This window comes from Paraflavitalea sp. CAU 1676, assembly GCF_029223285.1.
Classification (GTDB): domain Bacteria; phylum Bacteroidota; class Bacteroidia; order Chitinophagales; family Chitinophagaceae; genus Paraflavitalea.
Map to the genome: position 1 here is coordinate 598,551 of NZ_JARHUJ010000002.1, position 22,981 is coordinate 621,531.

The following is a 22,981-nucleotide window of genomic DNA, read 5'->3' on the forward strand; positions in this document are numbered from 1 at the left end:
GGAGATTTAAAAGTCCGGGCAGGAGGGGACCGAAAACGTATCCGAAAACGTTTCAGTAAATAAATTGCTAATTTCTGAAAACGATTCCAGCTTTTTTTATCAAGTTTGAGTTAGCTATATTCTAACATATAAACTGATTGCTTATGCCACAGACTCTCCATCTGCGGACGAAGGTTCCTTTGTCCGTGATCCAGCTGTTTTGTTTGTTTTTTCTACTCCCCCTTTTTTCATTAGCACAACTGAAAACGATTTCAGGTACCGTAAAGGACGAAACCGGCGCTCCTTTGCCTGATATCACCGTCATGGTGCGTGGTGCCGCTGCAGGCACCAAAACCGACGAAAAGGGTGCTTTTACGATCAGCGCGGCCAATGGCGCCGAGCTTATTTTCTCCTCTACCACCCACGAAACGGTTACGTTGAAGGTAGACGAGCGCGCCGAGTACAATGTTGCGCTGAAATTAAAGGTGACCTCCATGACCGATGTGGTAGTGGTAGGTTATGGCCGCCAGAAGAAGGTGAACCTGGTGGGAGCCGTTTCCACCGTAACAGTCGATGAAAAACTGACCAGCCGTTCGGTACCCAACGTTTCCTCGGGCCTGAGTGGTCTGGTGCCGGGTTTACAGGCTACCCAATCGACGGGTATGGCCGGCCGTAACGGCGCTTCCCTGGTGATCCGCGGTTTGGGTACGGTCAACAATGCCAGTCCGCTGATCGTGGTGGACGGTATGCCTGATATCGATATCAACCGCGTGAACGTGAACGATATCGAATCGGTTTCGATCCTGAAGGATGCGACCTCTGCTTCGGTGTATGGATCCCGTGCGGCGAATGGTGTTATCCTCATCACGACCAAGTCGGGCAAGGGCGCCAAGAAAACCGCCATCAATTTCAACAGCAATATGGCGTTGAATAAGCCAGTGAAGGCTTATTCGTTCATGGCCGATTATCCCCGGGCGCTGCAATTGCAAAGGCAAAGAACGGCTGTCAACACACTGCCCAGCAACCAGTTGTTCAGGTTGGGTACCATCGACCAGTGGATGGCCATGGGTATGATCGATCCGCTGAAATTTCCCAACACCGATTGGTGGGATGTGATCACCCAGGACGGTGCTTTCCAGAACTACAACCTGTCGGCTTCCGGTGGCAGCGATAAATCGAACTTCTTTGCTTCTGTGGGCATGCGTGATGAAAAGGGCCTTCAGATCAACAACAACTATAAGCAATACAATGCCCGCTTCAACTTCGATTACAAAGTGAAGAACAACATGAACACGGGCGTTAAATTCAATGGCAACTGGTCCGAGTTCCTGTATGCCCTCGAAGAAGGGTTTACCGATTCAGATCCGGCCAATACAGCAGGTACCGATATGCAATATGCCATTGCCGGTATTACGCCTTATGATCCCGCTTCCAATAAGTTTGGTGGCGTTATGGCTTATGGCGAAGATCCCCAGGCATACAATCCGTATACCGTGTATCAGAATATGCTGAACCGCCAAACCAGGCAAGAGATGAATGCAATGATGTACTGGGACTGGACACCGTTTAAAGGGCTGACCGGTACTATTGATTACTCACTTAACTATTACAACCAGTTTAACTGGCAGGCCAATACCCCCAACCAGGCCTTTAACTTCCAGACAAATACTTTCGGTAGCCGTGTGTATGTAGGCCCCAATGCTCCCATCGTCAACAATACCTTTACCGGTTATAAGACAATGCTGAATGGTCGCCTGAACTATCATACCACCATCGCTGCCGACCACGACATCAGCGCATTGTTTGTATACAGCGAAGAGTTCTGGTACGACCGTTTCCAGAACAGCTCCCGCAACGACCGGTTGAATCCCGGATTGCATGAAGTAGATGCAGCATTGACCAGTCTGGTAGGGACCGGCGGTAACTCGAGCCGTGAGGGTCTGCGTTCGTACATCGGACGTTTGAACTATACTGCTTACAATAAGTATCTCCTGGAAGCCAACTTCCGCGTGGATGGTTCTTCGAAATTTCTGCCCGGCAGCCAATATGGTTTCTTTCCTTCTGTAGCCCTGGGCTGGCGCTTTATCGAAGAAAATTTTATCAACAAGTTTACCGGTAACTGGCTTACCAACGGTAAGCTCCGGGTTTCTTATGGTACACTGGGTAACAACAGTGGAGTAGGGCGCTATGAGCAACAAGCCACACTGGGAGCCTATCATTATGTGCTGAACAGTGATGTGCAACGTGGTTTAATCAACAACAAGCTCCTCAACCAGAGCCTGACCTGGGAAGAAACGGCGGTGTTGAACGTTGGCCTTGAACTTGGTTTCCTGGACAACAGGCTGACCGCTGAGTTTGATTACTACGATCGTTTGACGACGGGTATGAACAGGCCTTCAGAGTTATCGATCATGCTCGATGGAGCTTTCAACGCACCCCGTACGAATATCGGCAACCTGCGCAACCGCGGTATCGAGACCACCATCGGCTGGAAAGACAAAGTGGGTAACATCAACTATGGTTTGAGCCTGAATGCATCTTACAACAGGACCAACCTGGAGAAATGGAATGAATTCCTGACGCGCGGTTGGGTATTCCTCGATATGCCTTACCATTTTGTGTACACCTATGAAGACAAAGGGATTGCACAAACCTGGCAGGATATTTACAACAACACCCCGCAGGGCGCACAACCAGGCGATATCATCCGTAAGGACATCAATGGCGACGGCCGTATCGATGGTAATGATATGACAGCCGACGTCAACAGTCAGCGTGACAGGCCTACTACTTTCGCAGCCCTGAATGGTTATGTATCCTGGAAAGGATTTGATGTAAGCTTCCTGTTGCAGGCAGCTGCGGGAAGAAAGGATTACTGGCTCAATGCTTTCAACAATACCAATTTCGCAGCATCGCGTTATGCAGCAACCTGGGATCACTGGAACAATCCTTGGTCTCTTGACAATCGCAACGGTGCGTGGCCCCGCCTGGGTGGCAGCGGCAACAACAGGGCGGAAACCACTTTCTGGCTCGACAACCTGAACTATATGCGCCTGAAGAATGTGCAGGTAGGTTACTCTGTACCAGGCAACCTGTTGCGCAGGGTACACCTCAACAGTCTGCGCATTGCAGGTTCTGCTGAGAACCTCGCTACGGTAACCAGCTTCAGAGGTCTTGATCCTGAAAAAGGTGGTAGCGCCAACAACATGTACCCGCTTGTTAAATCCTATGCCCTGTCTGTTCAACTGGGCTTCTAAATTGCTGCAACATGAAAAAGATAACAAATCATACTATACTAACTACGATATTGATCCTTTCCGGTGCGATGCTGTTCATGCCCGCCTGCCGGAAAGGTCTGCTGGATCAGTCGCCGACGACTGAAGTATTGCAAAATGAATTCTGGCTAACAGAAAGCGATGCCACAGTAGCATTGATGGGTGCATATGCCGCTACACGTCCGTGTTTCGACCGGGACTATTACTTTGATGGGCAAGGCGAGTTTGTGCGTGCCCGCGGCACCAGCACCACCAGCGGCAACCTCCGCCTGGGTGATGCTTATAACGGCGGCAACTTTGGCCCATCGGGTTATGCCTCCAGCTTCGACAAAATGTACCGCTACCTGTATGGTTCCGTAAACAGGACCAACTATGTGGTGAACAATATCAACCGCATGATTGAATCGAATGTCGGTAACCGCGCTACACTGGAAGTGTTGATCGGAGAGGCAAAGCTTTTGCGTGCGCTGACTTATTTCAAGTTGATCTCCATGTATGGTGACGTTCCTTACTTTACCAAGACAGTGAGTAATGTTGCTTCGGAGGCGAATAAAGATATGTTGAGCCAGACAAGGCTTCCGATTGGTCAGGTGAAGGACTCTATTTTGCTGGATATCGATTATGCCGTAAGCAAACTGCCGGTGAAGGGTGCTGCCCTGGGCCGCTTGAGCAAGCCTGCGGCTTTATCGCTTCGTGGTAAAGTGAACCTGTACTGGGGTAGCTGGAAGAAAAACGGCTGGCCCGAACTGGAAGGATTTACCCAGGATATCTCGGCTGCCAATGCAGCTTTCACTGCAGCAGCGGCTGACTTCAAATCTGTGATCAATGATTTTGGCCTCACCTTGTACATGGGCGGAGATCCTGGTTACCTGGGTCAATTGGGTACTGCCGATTCTTTGCCCAACTATTATCACCTGTTTACTCCCAAGGCCAATGGCAATCCTGAAATGATCTTCGTATTTACCCACGGAGGCAATGCCACCAGCCAGGGGGAAGAGCTGATGCGTGATTTCGCCGGCCGTTCGCACGAAGGCTCTCAGTGCTGGGTATCTCCCCGCTACGAGATCGCCGATAGATACCAAACACTCACTACGGGTGAATTTGCTACCAAACTCGTGGGCATGAATCCGACGACCAATGGAAGTGCGCGTACGGCTCCCAACTCCGCTGTAAATCCACAATCCTATCTGAACCGCGACTATCGTTTGAAGGCTACCCTTCAATGGGATTATGAAGTGAGTGTAGGAATGGTATCCCTCCAATCTACGGGTATGTGTCCCTTTATTTATCAAACATGGGGCGCCAATGTTACCATCAACGGCACGCCTTACATCACCTATAATACCGATGGTGTGAACTCGGGTTACGTGTTCCGCAAGTTCGTTCGCAACTACTCGGGTCAGGGCCGCAGCGATGGTGACTTTGCCTGGCCGGTTATCCGCCTGGCAGACGTGTTCCTGATGTATGCAGAAGCGACCAACGAAGTGAATGGCCCGCAAGCAGATGCGATCGAAGCTGTCAATAAAGTACGCCGCCGGGGTAAACTGCCGGATCTGACGCCTGCGATGATCGCAGACAAAACCGCTTTCTTCAATGCTATCGAGCAGGAACGCATCGTAGAGTTGATCGGAGAAGGTCAGCGTTCTTTCGATATCCGCCGTTGGAGGGCCATTGAAAGGATCTGGGGTGCTCCTGGTACCGCCGGTGTGTGGAGGAGAGATACCTGGGGTGCAGATCGCGAGCGTTACTACCAGAATGCTTCTGACAGGACCTACGAGCAGAACTACATTTTCCGTATTCCACCGTCTGAGCGTGACCTGAATCCGAATCTTACCCAAAACACGCCCTGGCGTTAAGTGGCTGAACCATTAAAGAGAACTTTAAATGTTTGCAACAATGAAAAAGTATATCAATATAGCATGCGCCGTTTTACTGATGACCTTCGTGATCACGGCCTGCAAAAAAGATAACCCGATCGACGAGGATGGTTTGCTGATCACCTCGAGACAAGAATGTTTCGTGAGCAACTTTGAATTACTGGGCACCGACTTCGTGACTGTGCGCACCAAAGCTGCCACCATCGATACTACGGCTCAGACCGTCAATGTAACCGTGATGTTCGGCACCGACCTGAAAAACCTGTATCCCCAGTTCACACTGGCGCAGGATTGTAAGCTGGAGCCCAAGATCACCGGCAGGACCGACTTTTCGGACCTGGCCAATCCAAAGGTATACACGGTGGTATCGGGCAACCGGAAGATCAGGAAGGATTATAAAGTATTGATCACCGTACAGCCCCGCTAATTCATTCTTACATTATTAAATCAGCAATCATGAAACGTAGTCATAAATATATTCTTCCCCTGGTACTTCTGGGTGTAGCGCTTACCGGATTGACGAGTTGCGATAAAAAGGACTATGCGTTACCAGCAGCCAAAGATGTGTTGCAGAATGATGCCATGAAACGCACGTTGGGTCCGAGCATAGTAGCAGATACCGTTGAGTTTGTATACGCCATGGGTATCCTGCCTTCGAAGGGCAAATTGGTGTCGGCCGAAGTAGAAGCTACCATTGAAGGTGCTACCGGCACGTTCCTGGAACACCGCTCCTTCTATACCAATAACACCGGTACGGATATTCCCGTAGAAGTAGGTGCGCCCAGTGTTAGCTCGAAGGGTATCACTACCGTTAATTTCAATAAGGATACTTCCGCAGCAGCATTAAGGTATTATTACATCGTTCCGGAAGCTGCCCGTGGTAAAGAGGTTTCTTTCACCTTCCGGGCAAAAAGCAGCAATGGAGAAACTGCCACTTACAAGCTGGGACCCTATAAGGTTTCCAAGATGGATATGAAGCGCCTGATTCCCGTGAGCGATGGCAACAATATGTACATCTCCATTGAAGACATGGCTGTCTACAATACTGCCGGAGCAACCGCGAACCCCGGCAAGATCGATCTGGTATACCTGTACCGCACGTTTACCAGTACATTCAAGCACGCACTGGTGGCACCTGCGGCAGATCCTATCTACCTGCCGGGTGTTACCCTGCCTACGGGGGTGAACAGGGATGCAAAGATCCAACGGGTGTTTGGGTTACAGGATTATAACCTGGCCCGTCTTCAGTTTGGTATCTACATCGACGACAAGGATTTCGAAACGCTCGATATTTCCAATGGCGTAAACTATGCCGTCAACATGAAGGCGGAAGCCGGTATCTGGATCCAGACGGCAGATAAGAAATACCTCGCTTATGTGTATTTCAATTCAGCAAACGACAACAACAAGAACGCGGTGATCAGCATCAAGCGTTATGCGTTGTAATGAGCAGGGCCGCAACGATGCCTTTCGAGGCAGATGTTGCGTTCAAGCCCTTCCCGCTGGCAGCAGTTAGTTATTTTATAGCAAGAACGAAGGATAGCCCTCAAGGGGGCTATTCCTTTTTACAGCATAAACGATCTATTAAAGCTTTTATCCATGCAATTCATTTTACGCGTAAGTATCCTGGCTATCGTATGTACCCTGACTCTTTTATGTCCGGTATCGATGCGGGGGCAGGCATTCATCCATCCAGGGATCGATCAAACGGCTAAGGACCTGCTCCACATGAAGCAGCAGGCATTGAAAAGCTCCGGACGTTGGAAAGATGCTTTCGACCGGTTGAAGGCTGCTACCGATACTGCTTTTACGCCGGCTGCCCATGCCTATGTGTTGCGCGGGCCCTATGGTAAGCCCAATATCGGCGGCAATGAACTCTCGCGCAGCGCCTCCATGGCGTATAACTATGCGTTGATATGGTATATCACGGGTGAGAAGAACTATGCGCATAAAGCTATCGCCATACTCGATAGCTGGTCGCCCGCATTATGGCAGTTTGATTATAACGACGCCAAACTGCTGGCGGCCTGGACGGGTCATCAACTGTGCAATGCCGCCGAATTGTTACGTTATACCGGTGCCGGCTGGAAGACTGAAAGTATCGACCAATTTAAAGAAATGCTGACCACCGTTTACTATCCTTTGCTGCGTTATTATTATCCGCAGGCGAACGGCAACTGGGATGGCGCCATTATCCATTCCCTGGTGGCAATGGGCATCTTTCTCGATAACAGGGCTATGTTCAACAATGCCATTGATCATTTTCTGCATGCACCGGTGAACGGCAGTTTATTCAAATACATTTATGCCAGTGGTCAGTGCCAGGAAACCATGCGCGACCAGGGACATGTGCAGCTGGGGCTGGGGGAGTTTGCCGGCGCCGCACAAGTGGCTTTTACGCAGGGGGTAGACCTGTTTTCTAACCTGCGGCTGGCGTTGGGTTACGAGTATACGGCCAAATTCCTGCTGGGAGAGAAACCGCACAGCTATGGACCGATCTCCGAAAGAGCCAAAGAACTGCGGGACGATTACGAGTATGTCTATTGGCACTACAAGGCTCGCAATATTAATCTGCCTTTCACCGAAAGGGCGGCCGACAGTGTAAGGCCACGCGCGTCGCGCAGTGTGCTCACCGCTGTGCGGGCGCCATTGGGTATTCCCGTTACAAAAGGCAAAACCCCTGTAGCAGGTGTATGGGCTTCCGTAAGGGGCGCCACTATAGCTGATGTGTTTCCCGAAGATGCTGTTTTCGTTGCGCCGGGGCAATCTCTGCAGCAGGCTCTCGATGGTGCTGCTGGTACCAGGCGTTGGGTGGTGGCGCAAGCTGGTGTGCATACCCTGCCGGCACCACTTAGAATACCAGGCGGTGTGCGTCTATCGGGCGTGGGACTGGCGACGGTGCTGTTTCTCGATCCGGCCTCGGGCGCCCGGGAAACCATCGTGAACGGTTCCGACAATATGAGTAATGTGGTGATCCGCGACCTCGTCATAGAGGGTTCCAATACTACCTCCATACCCAGCGATCCCAACAGTTCGCGTTCGTACCGGGGTGGTTATAACCGCGGTGGCATCCTGTTCAGGGCACCCAAGGAAGGGATGATGCAGGACGTTGCGCTGGTCAATCTTACTGTCCGCAACTGTACTTTCAATGGGGTATTGATCAGTGGCGCAACGGGCGTTGAGGTATCGGGTTGCGACCTGAGCGAGAATGGTGTGAGTGTACCGCCGGGTCAAAAACTTTTGCACAACCTTCAGCTGCTTCATTGCCAGGACGCCAGGGTAACTAAGTGCCGGTTGGTAACTTCTCCTTTAGGCAGCGGCATTGCGATCGATCAAAGCACCAAAGTCATCATAGACTCCTGTGAAATTGCACGTAATGGTTATTACGGCGTATTGATCGCCGAAAGTAAGCATGTCTCTGTCTTGAATAGTCTTATTGAAGCCAATGACCGCAGTGGGGTAATGGTGGAATTTCTTTATCGCGGATCCACGAACATTACTGCCACCGGCAATAAGATACAGTTCAATGCCGGTTATGGTATTGCTGCTTATGGCGCCGGTAATACGCGTTTCGAAAAGAATACCCTGTTATCAAATGGAAACAGCACTGACCAACAAAAGATCAGTGCTGCAAGATCTATCCAAATGGAATAAGTCAGGGCTTCCAGGTGGCCGTGGCTCCGGCATAAGGGGGAGTGGGCAACGCGATATCGATGGTCTTTTCTTGTATTGTCTTATCGTGGTTTTCTGCTCCTCCACCTGGTGAAGCTTTACGTTGTTGTTGTAAGCTTAGCCGGAGTGTTCCGAGTTTTTGCGTAGGATCACTGGCTGCTATCTGCATTACCTGGCCCGCTCGCATACTCACCAGCAGGATACAGGGCTGATCGGCTGTCAAGGTGATCTGTTCAGTGAGCTTGATCTGACCGGGGGTGTAGAACACAATACCTGTTTGCTGAAGCGTTTTGTGGCGTACAGCCTGCAATGACGGTGTATTGCTGATGATCTCTATTGCTTGTTGTTTTCTATAGGCCTCGACATCTTTAGCGGCGATGGCCGGCACGGCTATCCAGGCGTAGCTGGCTTGCTGTGGTTGCGTGCCATGATCGAGCCAAAGCGTGAATGTCTTCTTTGTTACCGGTTCGTCGGTTGCCCAGGCCTGGTGGTTGATCTGGCGCCAGGATCCGGTAGCTTCTGCGTTCCTGAGCTGCACGGCGGCCGGCTGCGGGAAGATATAGGCAATGCTATCGTGCCATACCCAGTTTACGGTTGGCAAGTTGTGCGCGCCGTTGGTGAGCGTAGTGATCTTGCTGCCGGCAGCTACTGTCACCGATCCGTTCAGGTAGCTTTGGTTGAGGGTGGTGGCAACGTCTAGCGCGGAGTCGGTATGGATACCCGCACCGAGGCAAACGACTTCTTTATCGAAGAGAAACCAGGCTTTATGGGCTTTCAATGGCTCATGCACGCTGGCGAAATCAAACGCCGCTACACCGTTACGGCCGTCTGTAGCTCCGCCGGCAAACTCCGTAAGTCCTTTCTTTGCCAGTTGTTTGAAGTGCGGAAAGCTACTGCGTTGAATGGTGGTGGTGCCGGGCACCTTGCGCCAGTCCCACACGGGAAAGATATTGTTGTACTCGTTGGTGCTTCTTGTGATGAAGAGCGCCCCGTCGCCGTAAAAATGATTCTTAACTCCTTCTTCATTGTGCGGCTCTTCCATATTGTTGGCCCTGGAGGAGTGCATCCTTACCGACGCAAAATAGTTTGGACGCTGGTGGGTATAGTAATGCGAGTAATAGAAATAGCGGTCGCTGGTGATGTCGGGTTTCATTTTCCCTTCTCTTATTGCGATCACCTTTTTCAGTTCGGCTGCCCGGTAGCCGGAGGCTGCCAACAGGTTTTCGGCCAGGTCTACGTCTTCAGGCGCAAGGGCATTGCGACGGCTGATATCGCGGTTCATGGCGCCGGGATCGGGCCAGGTGGAATATACGAGCGATTGGCAGATACCGTCGAGGAAATAGTCTGTTACGAGGCGTAAGGAACTATCAGGAAAGGAAAAGCCGGCGCCTTTGATCCTGGCTGCCCAGTATGCAAAGGAACTGGCATAATTGGTGCCATAGGTGAGGGTAGAGATCACGTTGTCGGTACGGTGGTGAAAGCTCTTGTCGGGCTTCATGCCGCGGCCTGTGCTGGTATGCATATCCGATGCCATCGCTGTCAATGCCTTGTTGAGGGTATCGGCATTGTTGAGGAATAATCCCTGCTTGGCAAACATACCGGCAATGGGCATCAGATCGCCTCCCGGGCGCGCACCAAAGGTTTCCATATTGGCGCGGTGCGCGATGGCAGTGCCACCTGTCCGTTGTTGTGCCGTGAGGTCGCTGTCCATCACCAGGAGAATATTGACCATGAGGTTGGGCGTTCCCATTTCATTCCACCACCAGTTCTCGCAACGGTAATCCTTTTCGATCCAGTGATCGAGTGCGGGTCCGAAGGCCCTCATTACATTAGCATCGTGGTATAGCGGGCTGCCCGGCTTTTTGTAGGCGCGGGCCAGCTCGAGCATGTTGTCGAGGTGTTGTTTGTGCTGAAAACCGGTGCGGGACACGTCCTTGTAATCGATGCCCGGCCAGGTGCCATCGGGCCGGATGGTTTGAACGATCGACTGTATGGCGGTTTGGTTGACCGGTGGTGCGAGCAGGTCATCGACCACCCGTTGTTTGATCAGGGAGGTATTTTGTGCGTAGGTGCTATGCGCGGCGGCCAGCAAGGTAAAGGCTGCAGCATAGCGGGCTATTCGTTTGTTGAGCATAGTTTGTAGTCGTTGGTTATCGAACTGGTACAGGATGTTGGGTTGATGGTGTCATATCGTAAGGCAGCTGATATACCTGCCCTTTGTCGTTGGTAAAGTATAAGACCGATTTCGAGAGACTGTCTGCGTTTCCATCGGCCCAAAATGCATAGAAGCCTGGATGAGCATTTAATGGCCGCCGGGCATAGGAATGATTTCGTTGACTATGATGCGTAAGCACTTGCGGTCTTCTCCAGGTTTGTCCATTGTCGGCACTTTCCCACTTCACCATTTCGCCGCCGGTACCCCAGCGTTGCGGACCGGTTTCGGTGGGACCAATGATCGTCCACCGGTTCTTGTCGAAGTACAAGGACCCCATATCGTAATTATGGGTGGAAGTGGTAATGGTGTTGAAATGCCACTTCCCCTTTTTCCAGTGCATGGTAACCCATTCGCGCGGATCGCCTTGTGGGCCGGGTGCGTGATGCCGGCTAATGACAGCCAGTATTACGGGGTTGCCTTCGGCATCGAAGTTGAGGTCGTTGAGGTATACCATTTTGCCTTCCGCTTCATAGTCCTTTACCAACGCCGGGTGCTGTTTGTTGGTGAGCGGTGTTTGAACGGGCTTGCCATCGATGGTGGTCCAGGTGTTGCCCATATCGGCGCTTTTCAACAGGTAACAATTGGTACGCTTGTCGACATTTCCACCAGGATGGTAATTGAAGACGGTATATAGTGTTCCGTTGTGCATGTTGGAAACCTGGTAGTGTCCGCCCATGCCGGCGAGTTTTTGGTCGGGCGTCCAGGTGCGTCCATCAGCGCTCGTTGACCAGTAGAGTTCCCGGCCTTTGGTGTATTTGGTGAACAGGTGGATGAAGCCTTTTCCGGTTACCCACCAGGGCTGGGGGTAGGTGATCTCAGCTTCCCGTATCTGCTCAAAATCGTCAATGCTATAGGGCTGTTTGCTTTTGAATATAAGTCCGAGTCGGGAAGTATTGCGGCCGCTCACATAGACCCAGATGTACCCCTGCTCATCGATCGAGAGTGAGGCATTGTCGTGCGGATCATCGACTCCCTTCTTGTCATACACGATCACGGGTTTAGGGACTTCGTTTTTTGCATGATCATAATAGGATAACATGATCAATAGGTGGCGATCTTTCTCTCCGGTGGTGCCGCCGTACACAAAGAATGTTTTGTCAACCGATTTGGCATAAATGGCTACCGGCACGTGGCTGGAGGTGTAGGTACCCAATCCGCCGGAGTATTTATCGCCATACTGTGTTACCTGACCAAGGGTAAACCAAATGCCTTTATAGCCATCGGCGCGGGGCAGTTGTGCCAGTAAAGTGGCCTGACAGTTAAGGAGCAGCAGGGTGACAGATAATTTCAGGTATTTCATCGCCTCAATCCTTTTTCCAGTTGTCCAATGGGCCTAATGTTTTTGTCTTTGCCTTTGCAGCTTTTATAGGCTTCATCGTAGTAACGATGGTAGCCTTGGTGTTTGCCGGCAGGGTGAGTTCGAAACCGGTGAGTATGGTGCCGGGATTGGGTGCATCGTAGCTATTGGGCGGATCGGTTGACCACGTTTTCATGGTGAGCTTGCCGGGCGCGTTCACTTCGAGTTGCAGTTGTTTGCCGTCTTTCGAAAGCAAGGCGGTATTGTTGCCTGTGATCTTCACCTCTGCAGGGGTGAGTAAGGTGAACCGGATGGTGGTGGGCGTATCGAGCGTTACTACTTCATCCTGCACCACGACATATGCTTTATCGACGATAGCGATACCGCGATTGGCTTTGGCGAGTGCTCCCTTGTACACAGGCGTCATATCGGTTGTGGCCTGCATGAAGGCTGGCAGGGTAGATGTGCTGGTGATGGGCGCATAACCCACTACGCGCTGGTGCTGGTTGTTTACGGTAAGGGTGTTGTGTACGAGGTTGGTGAGGCGGAATACCGTCCACCGCTCGGCATCCTGGGTGCGTCCAAACAGTTTGATGCCTTTCGACTCAAGCGATTCGTAGTCTTGCATACCAAAGTCCATGGCCCAGCGTACCCCGTCTGCTTCCATCACAAAGGAGCCGATGTCCATATGCGCGTGGTTCACGGATACCGAACCGCCTTTCATGCCTACAAAGAGGGCATTGGGATCGGTCCAGGAGCTGCGCATCAGGGCTACGGGGTTCTTGCCTTTGCCTACCCACATGGTAGTGGCGGGTGCTTTCGCTTTATCGATACTGATACCGGCGCCCCAGAGCATGATGGCGGGCAGCAGGCGATTACTTACATGTGATTGTGGATCGGTGTTCTGTAAACGGCTTTTCTCCACCCACAACAGGGATGGATCTTTTTGTTTGTTGGCAAACCAGAACATCGCAGGTTGCAGGCCGCCATTTCCGCCTGCATCGGAGTAGTTAAATGGTTTACCCGAGGGGCCGGTCATATTTTCGAGGTAGCCGGCAGTCTTCAGGAAACCAGGCTGACTGTTGAGGCCAAAGTCTTTGCCAAACAACTTTTCAATGGCACTATTGAACATTACATTGAAGCTGGTGCCATAACCCCAGTAGCCATAACCTTCGGGATAGGCGCCATCGGGGGCGTAATCGGCCATGGGGCGGGTGATGGTTTCGATGGCGCGGTTGATGATCTGCCGGGCCAGTGCTGGTTCATCTTCGTAGATGGCCATGGCGCCGTATGTCATGCCTGCATTGCAGACCTGGTTCCAGTTGTGCTCCGCCTTTAACCAGCTATTGTATTTGGCCTCCAGGGATGGTTCTATACCTTTCTTGAGTATGGCTTCTTTGATGGCTGTGCGGGAGGTGGGCGATAGCTGATCATATAGCCAGTCGTACCCAATGGCCATGGCCATCGTCATTTCAGCCACGTCGAGGAAGTGGGTGGGGTTCCAATCGGAGAAGGCCGCGATGGCGAGCATTTCCTTTTCGGCTCTTTGTTGATACACAGCTTGCTGCGTGAGGCGATAGGAGTAGGAGAGGAAGAAGAGCCGGCGGATGGCTTCCCTTGATTTATCGAGTAGGCGGCGGCCGATCTGGATACGTTCTATGGGCGCGGCTTTTACGATGATGTCTGATTCATTCAGGATGGCCTGGTGCAGACGGCTCCAGGTTTGATCACCACTGATGGTGGCCTTGATCTTGCTTTCTTCGCCCTTTATCAATAGTATACGTGGATGTGCGGGAGCGGTTTTAAAGCTACCAAGATGGTCTGTTTGTGCGTTCGCTGGTACGGTGGCCATGAACGCCAGGGCCAGCAGGCCAGGCAGTAATGTTCTTATTCGCATACGGCAATCGTGTTTCGCAGGTGGTGAATACTTTCGGTAAATTAGACATTCTGTGGGATTGGAAACCTTCGCTGCGGGGGTATATATTTACGAAAACGTTTCAGTAAATAAAAAGTGTCAAACTGAAAACGATTCCAGCTTTTTTCCCCAAGTTTACCCGGCTATTTGTTAACCCTAAAAAACGATTGCTTATGCTATTGACTTCTCCACGTGTAAACACTGGTCCTGCAACTCAAGTGGCAGCCTAAGCACTTCACGGAACGCAAATTGCCCGGATAAACTGGAAACGATTTCAGCAACTATTAAACCTGCGGGTTTATATGGTATCCTTACCGTGAATGCCTGCCGACTATGAAGAAAAAGAACAACAAGAAAAACTCTATTCAGGATATTGCAGAGGCCCTGCAATTATCGCCCGCCACCATATCGAGGGTGTTGAACAATCACCCGCATGTGCACGAGTCAACCCGTTCCAAGGTGATGACCATGGTGGAACAGGTTGGGTATAAGCGCAATATTATGGCTTCGGGCTTGCGTACCAACAAGACGAATACCATTGGCTTGATCGTTCCGCGTATTTCCATGTTTGTACATACGGAGATCATTACGGCCATCCAGAATGGTTTGCATACGCAGGGGTATAACCTGATCATTTGTCAATCGAACGATTCACTCGAGATCGAGAAAGACCTGGCGCATACCTTGTATGCGTCGCGGGTGGATGCCGTGATCGTTGCGTGCACCCTGTTCACGTCCGATTTCAGTCATTTTGATATACTTACACAAAACGATATTCCCGTTCTGTTCTATGACCGGGTGCCGGTGAAGCCTTATCCTGCCTGTATTATCAAAGGCGATGATTCGCGTGGCGCCTATCTGGCCACTTCTCACCTGATCGAGCTGGGAAGCCGGCGCATCGCTTATATATCGGGCCCGATGAGCTGCAATATCTACATTGACAGGTATGCCGGTTTTCAGCAAGCGATGCGGCAGCATGGTATAAGTATCCAGCAGGAGTTGGTATTCTATCACGAGCTGACGGTCGACAATGCGCGGAAGACGCTGCATAAGTTGTTTGCCCGCGAGCCCTATCCGGATGCCGTATTGTGTGCCAATGACCTTACCGCATTGACGGTTTTGAGCTTTGCCAAAGAGAAAGGTATGTCTGTGCCGCAGGACCTGCGGATCGTGGGTTACTCGAATGATCCCCGGTCGTCGATCGTTACGCCTTCCATCACTACCGTAGAGCAGTTTCCGGGGCGTATCGGCAATGTGATCGTGAGTGAAGTGCTGAAGTTGCTGAAGAACGGGTACGACATGGCCGCGTTGGATACCACGCCGATCGTTACGCCGGTGGAGTTGATCAGGAGAATGTCGACGTAATCACTTATTTACACTACACTACTTAATAATTTATATGAAAAGGTTTAACCTGGCCCTGGTGGGTCTGCTGGCTGCACACCTGGTATCGGCGCAGAGCGATAAGAAAGCCATGAAGCTGCTGATCGACGAAAATATGCAATTTGCTGCGAAACAGTACAAGGTGCTGGCTTCTAAAGTACCGGCTACCCTGATGCCCCGCAGTTACAATGCAGAGAAAGATTCACTGGTGACGAGCAACACCAAATGGTGGTGCAGCGGTTTTTATCCCGGCACTTTGTGGATGATCTACGATGGTACGAAAGACGCTGCCATTAAAGAAGAAGCCGAGAAAAGACTGGGCATCCTCGAAAAGGAAAAGACCTATACCGGCAACCATGATCTTGGCTTCATGATGTTCTGCAGCTTTGGTACTGCTTATTCCATTACCAGGAATCCTGCTTACAAGGACGTTGTGTTTACCGCTGCCAATTCCCTGTCGACAAGGTATCGCCCTTCTATCCAGGCTATCCAGTCGTGGGATTCGAGCAGGAATTTCAAGTGTCCGGTGATCATCGATAATATGATGAACCTCGAGTTGCTGGAATGGGTAACAAAGAATGGTGGTGAAAAACGTCTCCACGAGATTGCCGTGACGCATTCAAATACTACTTTAAAGAATCATTTCCGGGCTGATAATAGTTCGTACCATGTTATCGACTACAATCTCTCTACCGGCGGCGTATCGCGCAAAGTAACCCACCAGGGTTTTGCCGATGAATCGGCCTGGGCGCGGGGACAAGCCTGGGGTTTGTATGGCTACACCGTGATGTATCGTTTTACCAAAGATCAAGCGTACCTGGCTCAGGCACAGAAGATCGCAGCGTATATGCTGAAGCATCCGAATTTACCGGCCGACAAAGTTCCTTACTGGGATTACAACGCCCCGGATGTTCCGGGTGCAAAACGCGACGCTTCTGCGGGTTCTATCATGGCATCGGCCTTATTGGAACTCGCCCAGTATACCAAAGGGCAGCAACGCAATGAGTACATTGGTGCTGCTGAAGTGGTGCTGAAGGCGCTGGGATCACCTGCCTACCGCGCGCCGCTGGGTGCCAACGGTGGTTTCATCCTGTTGCACAGCGTAGGTTCTTTGCCGCATAAATCGGAAGTGGATGTTCCGCTTACGTATGCCGATTATTATTTCATCGAAGCATTGAGCCGGTACAAACAATGGTACTTGTAATATAAGCGGTCCTTAAGATGTTATAGCGGGGCCTCCGCTGGCAGTCAGATACTGCTGGTGGAGGCCCTTTGTATGAGGGATGACTTGAAGACGATGCTTTCATTGGCGAGCGGCGCGTGTTTCTTCTCCAGGTTGTTGAGCAAACGGGCAGCCGCTTCCTTGCCAATATCGAAGGCTGGTTGCGTGATGGTTGTGAGTGATGGGTTGAGAAAGGAGGCAATGCGGAGGTTAGAGAAGCTGAGCACTTTTACATCCTGTGGTATGCGCAGGTTAAGGCGGCTGCATACTTCGTACCCATCCATGGCATAACGTTCTACGGCGGCAAATATGCCGTCTGGTTTCTCCCGCCTGAATAGCTCTTCGATCATTTCAATATCCCTGTCGTCGTCATTGATGCATTCCACGATCAGCGAATCGCTGACGGGTAAGTGATGATCTGCCATTGCCTGCAGGTATCCGCGCTTTCTTTTGTTGCCGATGGAGAGTTTACTGGAAATGGCGAAATGGGTGATCTTTTTGCATCCCTGGCCGATGAGGTGTTTGGTAGCCAGGTAGCTACTCTCGAAATCGTCTGTCGTTACTTTCAGCGTATCGATCTCGTCACATACACGGTCGAAGAATACAATGGGCAGGCCTTTATCGCGCAGGTTCTTGAAATGGGTATAGTCGGTGGTGGTGCCGGCTACCGAGATCAATGCTCCATCGACACGGCCATTGAACAGTTCACGGGCAAAGGCCACTTCCCGTTTATAATCTTCGTGCGTAAGGTAAATGAGTACATGGTAGCCTTTTTCCTGGGCAACGCTTTCGATGCCATTGATGGCCAGGGTGAAATAGTTGTTGGCGATCTCCGGTATGATCACCGCTATGGTTTTGCTTTTATGCTTGCGCAAACTGCTGGCATGGGGATTGGGCTGGTAATTGAGCTCATTGGCGAGCGCCACCACCTTTTCCTTGGTTTCCTTGCTGATGTCATAGCTGTCGCGCAATGCCTTGGATACGGTTGCTATGGACAGGTTGAGCAGCTGCGCGAGTTTCTTGATGTTGACTGGCTCCATATGTTTTACTCAAACGATTGCGCTGTAAGCTAAGCATCTTTTGAATACGTAACTGTCCTATCAGAAGCTATGTGGAAAAGAAATAGTGTATCATTAACGCTTTAAGAATTCGATCACTACATTGGCGAATTGTTGACTGGAAGCTGCATTGTTGTGGTTGCCTGGTACGGATGCCAGTGTTGCACGGGGAAACAGCTTCGCGAGATCGGCTGCAGAGCCACTGTCGGCGTCTTCTGTGCCGCATATCACGAGTATGGGTTTCTTGATCGTAGCGAGTGTTTCCTTACTGGTGGAGGGTTGTTCTTTCTGTAGTAACGCGAGCGCTGTTTGATCGAGGCCCGACTTCTGTACATATTCCACCAGTCCTTTTAATTCGGGAATGGAGTCGCCGGAGAGGGCGCGGTAAAACATAATGCGGCGTGGCCAATCGGGGTTGGTGAAATCGGTGCCCATACCACCGAGTATCGCTTTGTTGATCCGTTTATCGAGGGTAAGCAAGCGCGCTGTGATGATGGATCCGCGTGAATAGCCCAGCACATCATATTTTTTAATACCGAGGTGGAAGAGGAGACCGATGAGGTCTTTGGCTTCCGCATCGTTCGCATAAGCCGCAGCTTCATGCGGCTTGTCGGACTTGCCATTGCCGCGCAGATCGGCGGTGATGACCTGATAACCGGCTTCCTGCAGACTTGTGTATAGGGCCGCTTTTTTCCACGTGCTGCTGTTGACGATGAACCCATGTACCAAGAGGATAGGTTTACCGGTGCCTTTTACTTCGTAGTAGATCTTTGTACCATCAAAAGAGGTAAAGTAATCAGTGGAGTCGTGTTGGGCATATACGCTGCCGGCAACAAGTAAGGCGGTCAAGTGCGTGATTAGCTGTTTCATGTGTTTTGGTATTGGCTTTTAGTTGAGTGTATCGGGGCGTGCCAATGGCCCGCCGGGCGCGGATCCTGACAATTTATGGGCCTTTCCAAACGTTAGTAATATGCACAATTCCTATCAATAAACCCAACCAAACATGAGAAAAATTGTCATATCGGCACTATTTCTAATAGCTAATGCTGCTCATGCACAATCCCTTCCCCGGGAATTTGAGGGTGTCATCACCTACAAAACGACCATCGTTCTCAAAGATAAAAGTCTCAATTTGGATAAGTTGTACGAGATGTTTGGAAAAGAAAGGCAGTATTTCTTCAAAGCCGGTAAATACAAGTGGGTGCCGAAAGCCGTAAAGCTGGAATACGAGATCTTCAATCCTGTCCTTTCGCCCTCCCTGATCATTGACAAATATCATTCCACCGATACGCTTTACTACCGGGATGCGAAAAAAGATCCTGACACGGTGCAGAACGTTTATGAGGGAGCCTCCAAAACGATCCTGAATATTCCCTGTCATTCGAGCGTGTTTACCGTATACAATACAGTGAGTAAAGATGAAATACGCAGAACTATCTATTACCCTTCAGACTCCCTGCAGTATGCACGACCTTATTACGACCAGCATGTTGCCATGGGGCAGGGTTTTATTGCGCGATACACCAAGGCGTTGCCATTAAGGATGGAGCTTGATATGAAAACAGTTCCTTTCACCATCATTTATGAAGCCACGAAGATTGAATGGAAACCTGTTTCGGATAGCGAGTTTGCGGTTAATGAGCGGCTGCCGGTCAGGAAGTAAATGAACAAACTAATTCTAAATAATCTGCTATAAGTAAAAAGGCAACCCAAACGGGCTGCCTTTTTTGTCTTCACGGGACCGCGATTCTGGGTAACCGGATGTTTCCCGACGGGTACGAGATCGCGGGTACAGTACTTAGTTATCCTTAGGGTTTCAATAACATGTCTATCTGAAGCCGCAGCTTCATTTCTACATCAGGACCTTCAAAGCCGATATTCGCAAACTGGATATTGCCGGAAGGGTCGATCACGTAGGTGGCGGGGATGACGGTAAACTTGAATTTGTCGCCCACCGCTGGATCATTGGTGTAATACACCGGGAAGCTGTATTTCTTATTGCCAAACCAACCCTGCGCATCGGCCAGCGTATTGCGTGCGCCGCTGTTCACGATCATGAACTGCACATTGGGATTGTCCTTGTACTTATCGTACAACTTCTGGATATAGGGCATTTCCTGCATACAGGGCACACACCAGGTGGCCCAGAAGTCGATGATCACTACTTTGTTCTTCCAGGTGCTTTCCGGCACTGGTTGTCCTTTCAGGTCAACGAAAGCGGCGAGGGAAGGAGCAGGGCGGCTGATGCGCTGCGTTTTTACCTTGGTGAGCATTTGTTGTTCGCGCAGGGATTCCAGCTGCTGTAGTTTGGCTGTGTTGCCGGTTTGCCTATAGAGAGTCCCGACATTGTCCAGCGTTTCTTTGTCCGTTGACTTTTGCATGGCCGCTTCCATATGCCCATTGGCATCCGTAAGGCGGTTCTGCTTCAGGGCGATCAAGCCCAACATAGATTGCACATTACCGGCTGCTTTATTGTAAGCTGCCTGCCTGGTGCTATCGTCTACGTAGGGATAGATGTAGCCTGTTTCCGGGAAGTAACGAATGACGCCGACGGGGAATTGATTGCTGAGCGCAAGCGTACGTTCTGCATAGGCGCGGGCTGTATCAAGCGCCAGTTCATTATCCAACAGTGTTTGAGCGATCTCCTTCAGCGTTAAAGGACGGTACGGGTTTTCATCATCTACCGCAATCTTGCGGGCATGTAACAAAGCCTTGGGGCCGTCTTTTCGCGCTGCATAGATATTGAACAAGCGCTCATGCATTTCAATGAATGATTTTGCATTGGCTGCCTTTTCTTTCTTCAGTTCCTTTTCGAACAACTGTATCTGTTCTGCCGTATCTTTTTCTTTGGCGATATAGCTGGTGTAGAGTTCACGGCCCAGTTCAGTATCGGGATACTTCTCCCGTACTACTTTGCGAATGGAATCCAGGCGGCTGTTCTCGCCGATGATCAGGTAGCCCATGGTCACCTTATTCATGTTGCCTGCTACAGTAGGGGCACTGTTGAATTTATCGGCGATGACCTTCAATGCCTGCTGCCTTACCTTTTCTTTGTCGGCGCCGTTGGCCTTGTTCATTTCATAAGTAAGCAAGCGTAGTTTGGCTTCATAATTATCAGGATACAGGGCCAGCTCTTCTTTGTATTGTGCTGCCTGCCTTTCGCTCAGGTTGGGTGCTTTACCCATTTGCGCGCTGAGGCTGTACCCTTTGTACAAATGGCCGTCGCGTACGGTGCGTTGACCGTCGTACACAGCCAGTTCATAATGCCGGTCGGCGGCCGGCTTATCGATGGCTTCACCGCTTTGCAGGTAGAAGGTGGCAAAGGTGGCATAGCGCGCCAGTTTAAAACTGGTGGTCCACACGGCGCCCTGTTGCTGCATCGGTACCCGGTAGGCTACATCGTATAAGTTGGAATAGGAGAACACCAGGGTTACCGCTTTCGCGCCGGCGGGGATGGTGGCGCCTGCCTTCGCAGGATCGTAAGTGATGGTAACTGTCGTACCGCGTTCCGGCTGCAACGGCGCTATGGTAACCCGATCCTGCGCCTGCATGCTTATGCAGGAAAGGGCTACCACGATTGCCATTGTTATATGTCTAACTGTCTGCTTGTTCATTTCTATATGCGATTAAAGTTGCCCCGGCCCGACCGGCTTCCGCAGCCTTGCTGTGTGCCAGGGCTATGACTTTAGTTATTTGTATCCATCGTTTTGGTCGAGGTAAATATTCGTCCTTCTGGCGTCGCTGGGGATCGGGTAGAGGGTATCGGTAGTTTGCCAGTTGGGTGCTTTAAGCGGACCCAATACTGCATTCGCCCGGTTGGTACGTTTAAGATCGAACCAGCGATGGCCCCATTCAACGAACAATTCTACTTTGCGTTCCTGCTCCACAGCCAACAACAATGCTGCTTTATCAAGCGACGCATCCAGTTTTGTCAGGCCCGCACGTACCCGGATGGAATCGAGGTCGGCCCGGCCATCGGCCAGTTTATCCTGTTGTATCCGGGCTTCGGCACGGATGAGGTATTGCTCTGCCAGGCGCATCACCATGGAGTATTCGGTAACAGTCGTTACGCCTGTTGCATTGGTACGTATCTTGTATTTCCAGGGGAAATACACAGTAGCTCCTGTAGTTGTTTTGCGCCAGCCGGTCCAGTTGGCCAGGCGGAGGTCGCCTGCTTCGAACTTCTTAATGAGGTTGATGGTATCCAGTCTGAAGGCGGGTTGCGCAACAGCTGTGGCCGGCGTAGAGGTGAATCCTTCCCAGGTATTTCTGCCGCCGGCTACGTTTACCGGCTGCAATTGCCAGATCGCTTCTTTGCTATTGGCCAGGAACACGGTATTGAGGTCTTTCAGCAAGGCATACTGGCTATTGTTGAGTACAAGACCTGCTTCTGCCTCAGCCGCTGCCCATTGCTTGTTGTACAGGTAGACGCGTGCGAGCAGGCCAGTGGCTGCTGCCTTGTTGGGACGTACCCTGTTGGCGCTCGGATAATTATCGGCCATCAGTTTTTTAGCTTCCAGGAGGTCTTTGATGATCTGATCATATACCAGCGTTGCCTTGGTACGGGGCATTACATTGTTAACGGTTGTATTGGTGGTAGTGATCAACGGTACATCGCCATACATGTTTACCAGGTAAAAGTGCAGGAAGGCGCGCATGAAATAGGCTTCGCCGAGTAACTGGTCTTTTACAGATTGGGAAAGGGCCTGCGCTTGCGTCAAACCTTCTATACATGCGTTGGCATGGAAGATATAGGCATACTGATCGCGCCACATGCTTTGCACGTACTGGCTATTGGGCAACAGGGTGTTGTTGCGAAACACATCATAGTTGGCAAATGCGGCGAGGTAATAGAGATCATCTGCCTGCATGGCAGTAAGGTAGTTCATGAGCACATTCGCATAAAAGTAATTGAATGAGTTCATGTCACTGTATAGGCCCACCATGGCAGCGGTGGCCGTTTTATCATCTGTAAACACGAGGCCCGACACCAGTTCGTTCTTAGGCAGGGGCGTGTCTACATACTTTGTGCACGACAGCGAGCCAGCAAGGGCCAACACTGTTATATATAGATGGATGCGTTTCATT

General features: G+C 50.9%; 15 protein-coding genes. 8 read left to right on the forward strand and 7 right to left on the reverse strand.

All coding sequences use genetic code 11. From position 1 onward, the window contains the following. Positions 1 to 143: 143 nt before the first annotated feature. The 5 genes from P2H89_RS07115 to P2H89_RS07135 all read left to right on the forward strand — a co-directional run bounded on the left by P2H89_RS07115 (position 144) and on the right by P2H89_RS07135 (position 8,785). Complete coding sequence (locus P2H89_RS07115; RefSeq protein WP_275825894.1) at positions 144 to 3,236, forward strand: TonB-dependent receptor; 3,093 nt, start codon at positions 144 to 146, stop codon at positions 3,234 to 3,236. Positions 3,237 to 3,247: 11 nt separating this feature from the next. Beyond that, entirely contained in the window at positions 3,248 to 5,110 is a 1,863-nt protein-coding gene (locus P2H89_RS07120; protein ID WP_275825895.1) for a RagB/SusD family nutrient uptake outer membrane protein, read from the forward strand. 40 nt (positions 5,111 to 5,150) lie between these two features. Then, positions 5,151 to 5,558 carry a hypothetical protein gene (locus P2H89_RS07125; protein WP_275825896.1) on the forward strand — a complete coding sequence of 136 codons (408 nt, stop codon included), beginning with the start codon at positions 5,151 to 5,153 and terminating at the stop codon, positions 5,556 to 5,558. 29 nt (positions 5,559 to 5,587) lie between these two features. Then, positions 5,588 to 6,577, forward strand: a complete 990-nt coding sequence (locus P2H89_RS07130; protein ID WP_275825897.1) for a DUF4466 family protein — start codon at positions 5,588 to 5,590, stop codon at positions 6,575 to 6,577. Positions 6,578 to 6,730: 153 nt separating this feature from the next. After that, the gene (locus P2H89_RS07135) at positions 6,731 to 8,785 is read left to right on the forward strand and encodes a right-handed parallel beta-helix repeat-containing protein (RefSeq protein WP_275825898.1); all 2,055 of its coding nucleotides are present in this window, start codon (positions 6,731 to 6,733) and stop codon (positions 8,783 to 8,785) included. Position 8,786: 1 nt separating this feature from the next. Here P2H89_RS07135 and P2H89_RS07140 read toward each other — a convergent pair whose 3' ends face one another. Genes P2H89_RS07140 through P2H89_RS07150 form a run of 3 tightly spaced genes read right to left on the reverse strand, consistent with a single transcriptional unit; the run spans position 8,787 to position 14,212 of the window. After that, positions 8,787 to 10,937, reverse strand: coding sequence for a polysaccharide lyase family 8 super-sandwich domain-containing protein (locus tag P2H89_RS07140; protein WP_275825899.1), 2,151 nt, complete (start codon positions 10,935 to 10,937; stop codon positions 8,787 to 8,789). A gap of 16 nt (positions 10,938 to 10,953) precedes the next feature. Further along, entirely contained in the window at positions 10,954 to 12,318 is a 1,365-nt protein-coding gene (locus P2H89_RS07145; RefSeq protein WP_275825901.1) for a BNR-4 repeat-containing protein, read from the reverse strand. A gap of 4 nt (positions 12,319 to 12,322) precedes the next feature. Next, the gene (locus P2H89_RS07150) at positions 12,323 to 14,212 is read right to left on the reverse strand and encodes a heparinase II/III family protein (RefSeq protein ID WP_275825902.1); all 1,890 of its coding nucleotides are present in this window, start codon (positions 14,210 to 14,212) and stop codon (positions 12,323 to 12,325) included. Positions 14,213 to 14,563: 351 nt separating this feature from the next. Between P2H89_RS07150 and P2H89_RS07155 the strand changes: the two genes are divergently transcribed. Then, positions 14,564 to 15,595 carry a LacI family DNA-binding transcriptional regulator gene (locus tag P2H89_RS07155; RefSeq protein ID WP_275825903.1) on the forward strand — a complete coding sequence of 344 codons (1,032 nt, stop codon included), beginning with the start codon at positions 14,564 to 14,566 and terminating at the stop codon, positions 15,593 to 15,595. A 34-nt stretch (positions 15,596 to 15,629) separates the two neighbouring features. Further along, positions 15,630 to 16,817 carry a glycoside hydrolase family 88 protein gene (locus P2H89_RS07160; protein WP_275825904.1) on the forward strand — a complete coding sequence of 396 codons (1,188 nt, stop codon included), beginning with the start codon at positions 15,630 to 15,632 and terminating at the stop codon, positions 16,815 to 16,817. Between the two features lie 44 nt (positions 16,818 to 16,861). On the opposite strand, the gene P2H89_RS07165 is transcribed toward P2H89_RS07160, so the two are convergent. After that, positions 16,862 to 17,875, reverse strand: coding sequence for a LacI family DNA-binding transcriptional regulator (locus P2H89_RS07165; protein ID WP_275825905.1), 1,014 nt, complete (start codon positions 17,873 to 17,875; stop codon positions 16,862 to 16,864). Positions 17,876 to 17,968: 93 nt separating this feature from the next. Further along, entirely contained in the window at positions 17,969 to 18,763 is a 795-nt protein-coding gene (locus tag P2H89_RS07170; protein ID WP_275825906.1) for an alpha/beta hydrolase, read from the reverse strand. A gap of 133 nt (positions 18,764 to 18,896) precedes the next feature. On the opposite strand from P2H89_RS07170, the gene P2H89_RS07175 reads away from it, so the two are divergent. Beyond that, positions 18,897 to 19,556, forward strand: coding sequence for a hypothetical protein (locus P2H89_RS07175; RefSeq protein ID WP_275825907.1), 660 nt, complete (start codon positions 18,897 to 18,899; stop codon positions 19,554 to 19,556). Between the two features lie 145 nt (positions 19,557 to 19,701). On the opposite strand, the gene P2H89_RS07180 is transcribed toward P2H89_RS07175, so the two are convergent. Beyond that, a complete protein-coding gene (locus P2H89_RS07180) occupies positions 19,702 to 21,477 on the reverse strand; it encodes a redoxin family protein (RefSeq protein ID WP_275825908.1) in 1,776 nt (591 codons plus the stop codon). A 105-nt stretch (positions 21,478 to 21,582) separates the two neighbouring features. After that, positions 21,583 to 22,980 carry a RagB/SusD family nutrient uptake outer membrane protein gene (locus tag P2H89_RS07185; protein ID WP_275825909.1) on the reverse strand — a complete coding sequence of 466 codons (1,398 nt, stop codon included), beginning with the start codon at positions 22,978 to 22,980 and terminating at the stop codon, positions 21,583 to 21,585. Position 22,981 lies beyond the last annotated feature (1 nt).

Bases quoted from the DNA above. Each gene is read 5' to 3' on its own strand.
- P2H89_RS07145 (WP_275825901.1), bottom strand. From the start codon at position 12,318: ATGAAATACCTGAAATTATCTGTCACCCTGCTGCTCCTTAACTGTCAG.
- P2H89_RS07165 (WP_275825905.1), bottom strand. From the start codon at position 17,875: ATGGAGCCAGTCAACATCAAGAAACTCGCGCAGCTGCTCAACCTGTCC.
- P2H89_RS07130 (WP_275825897.1), top strand. From the start codon at position 5,588: ATGAAACGTAGTCATAAATATATTCTTCCCCTGGTACTTCTGGGTGTA.
- P2H89_RS07180 (WP_275825908.1), bottom strand. From the start codon at position 21,477: ATGGCAATCGTGGTAGCCCTTTCCTGCATAAGCATGCAGGCGCAGGAT.
- P2H89_RS07185 (WP_275825909.1), bottom strand. From the start codon at position 22,980: ATGAAACGCATCCATCTATATATAACAGTGTTGGCCCTTGCTGGCTCG.
- P2H89_RS07155 (WP_275825903.1), top strand. From the start codon at position 14,564: ATGAAGAAAAAGAACAACAAGAAAAACTCTATTCAGGATATTGCAGAG.
- P2H89_RS07125 (WP_275825896.1), top strand. From the start codon at position 5,151: ATGAAAAAGTATATCAATATAGCATGCGCCGTTTTACTGATGACCTTC.
- P2H89_RS07140 (WP_275825899.1), bottom strand. From the start codon at position 10,937: ATGCTCAACAAACGAATAGCCCGCTATGCTGCAGCCTTTACCTTGCTG.
- P2H89_RS07160 (WP_275825904.1), top strand. From the start codon at position 15,630: ATGAAAAGGTTTAACCTGGCCCTGGTGGGTCTGCTGGCTGCACACCTG.
- P2H89_RS07175 (WP_275825907.1), top strand. From the start codon at position 18,897: ATGAGAAAAATTGTCATATCGGCACTATTTCTAATAGCTAATGCTGCT.
- P2H89_RS07150 (WP_275825902.1), bottom strand. From the start codon at position 14,212: ATGCGAATAAGAACATTACTGCCTGGCCTGCTGGCCCTGGCGTTCATG.
- P2H89_RS07120 (WP_275825895.1), top strand. From the start codon at position 3,248: ATGAAAAAGATAACAAATCATACTATACTAACTACGATATTGATCCTT.
- P2H89_RS07170 (WP_275825906.1), bottom strand. From the start codon at position 18,763: ATGAAACAGCTAATCACGCACTTGACCGCCTTACTTGTTGCCGGCAGC.
- P2H89_RS07115 (WP_275825894.1), top strand. From the start codon at position 144: ATGCCACAGACTCTCCATCTGCGGACGAAGGTTCCTTTGTCCGTGATC.
- P2H89_RS07135 (WP_275825898.1), top strand. From the start codon at position 6,731: ATGCAATTCATTTTACGCGTAAGTATCCTGGCTATCGTATGTACCCTG.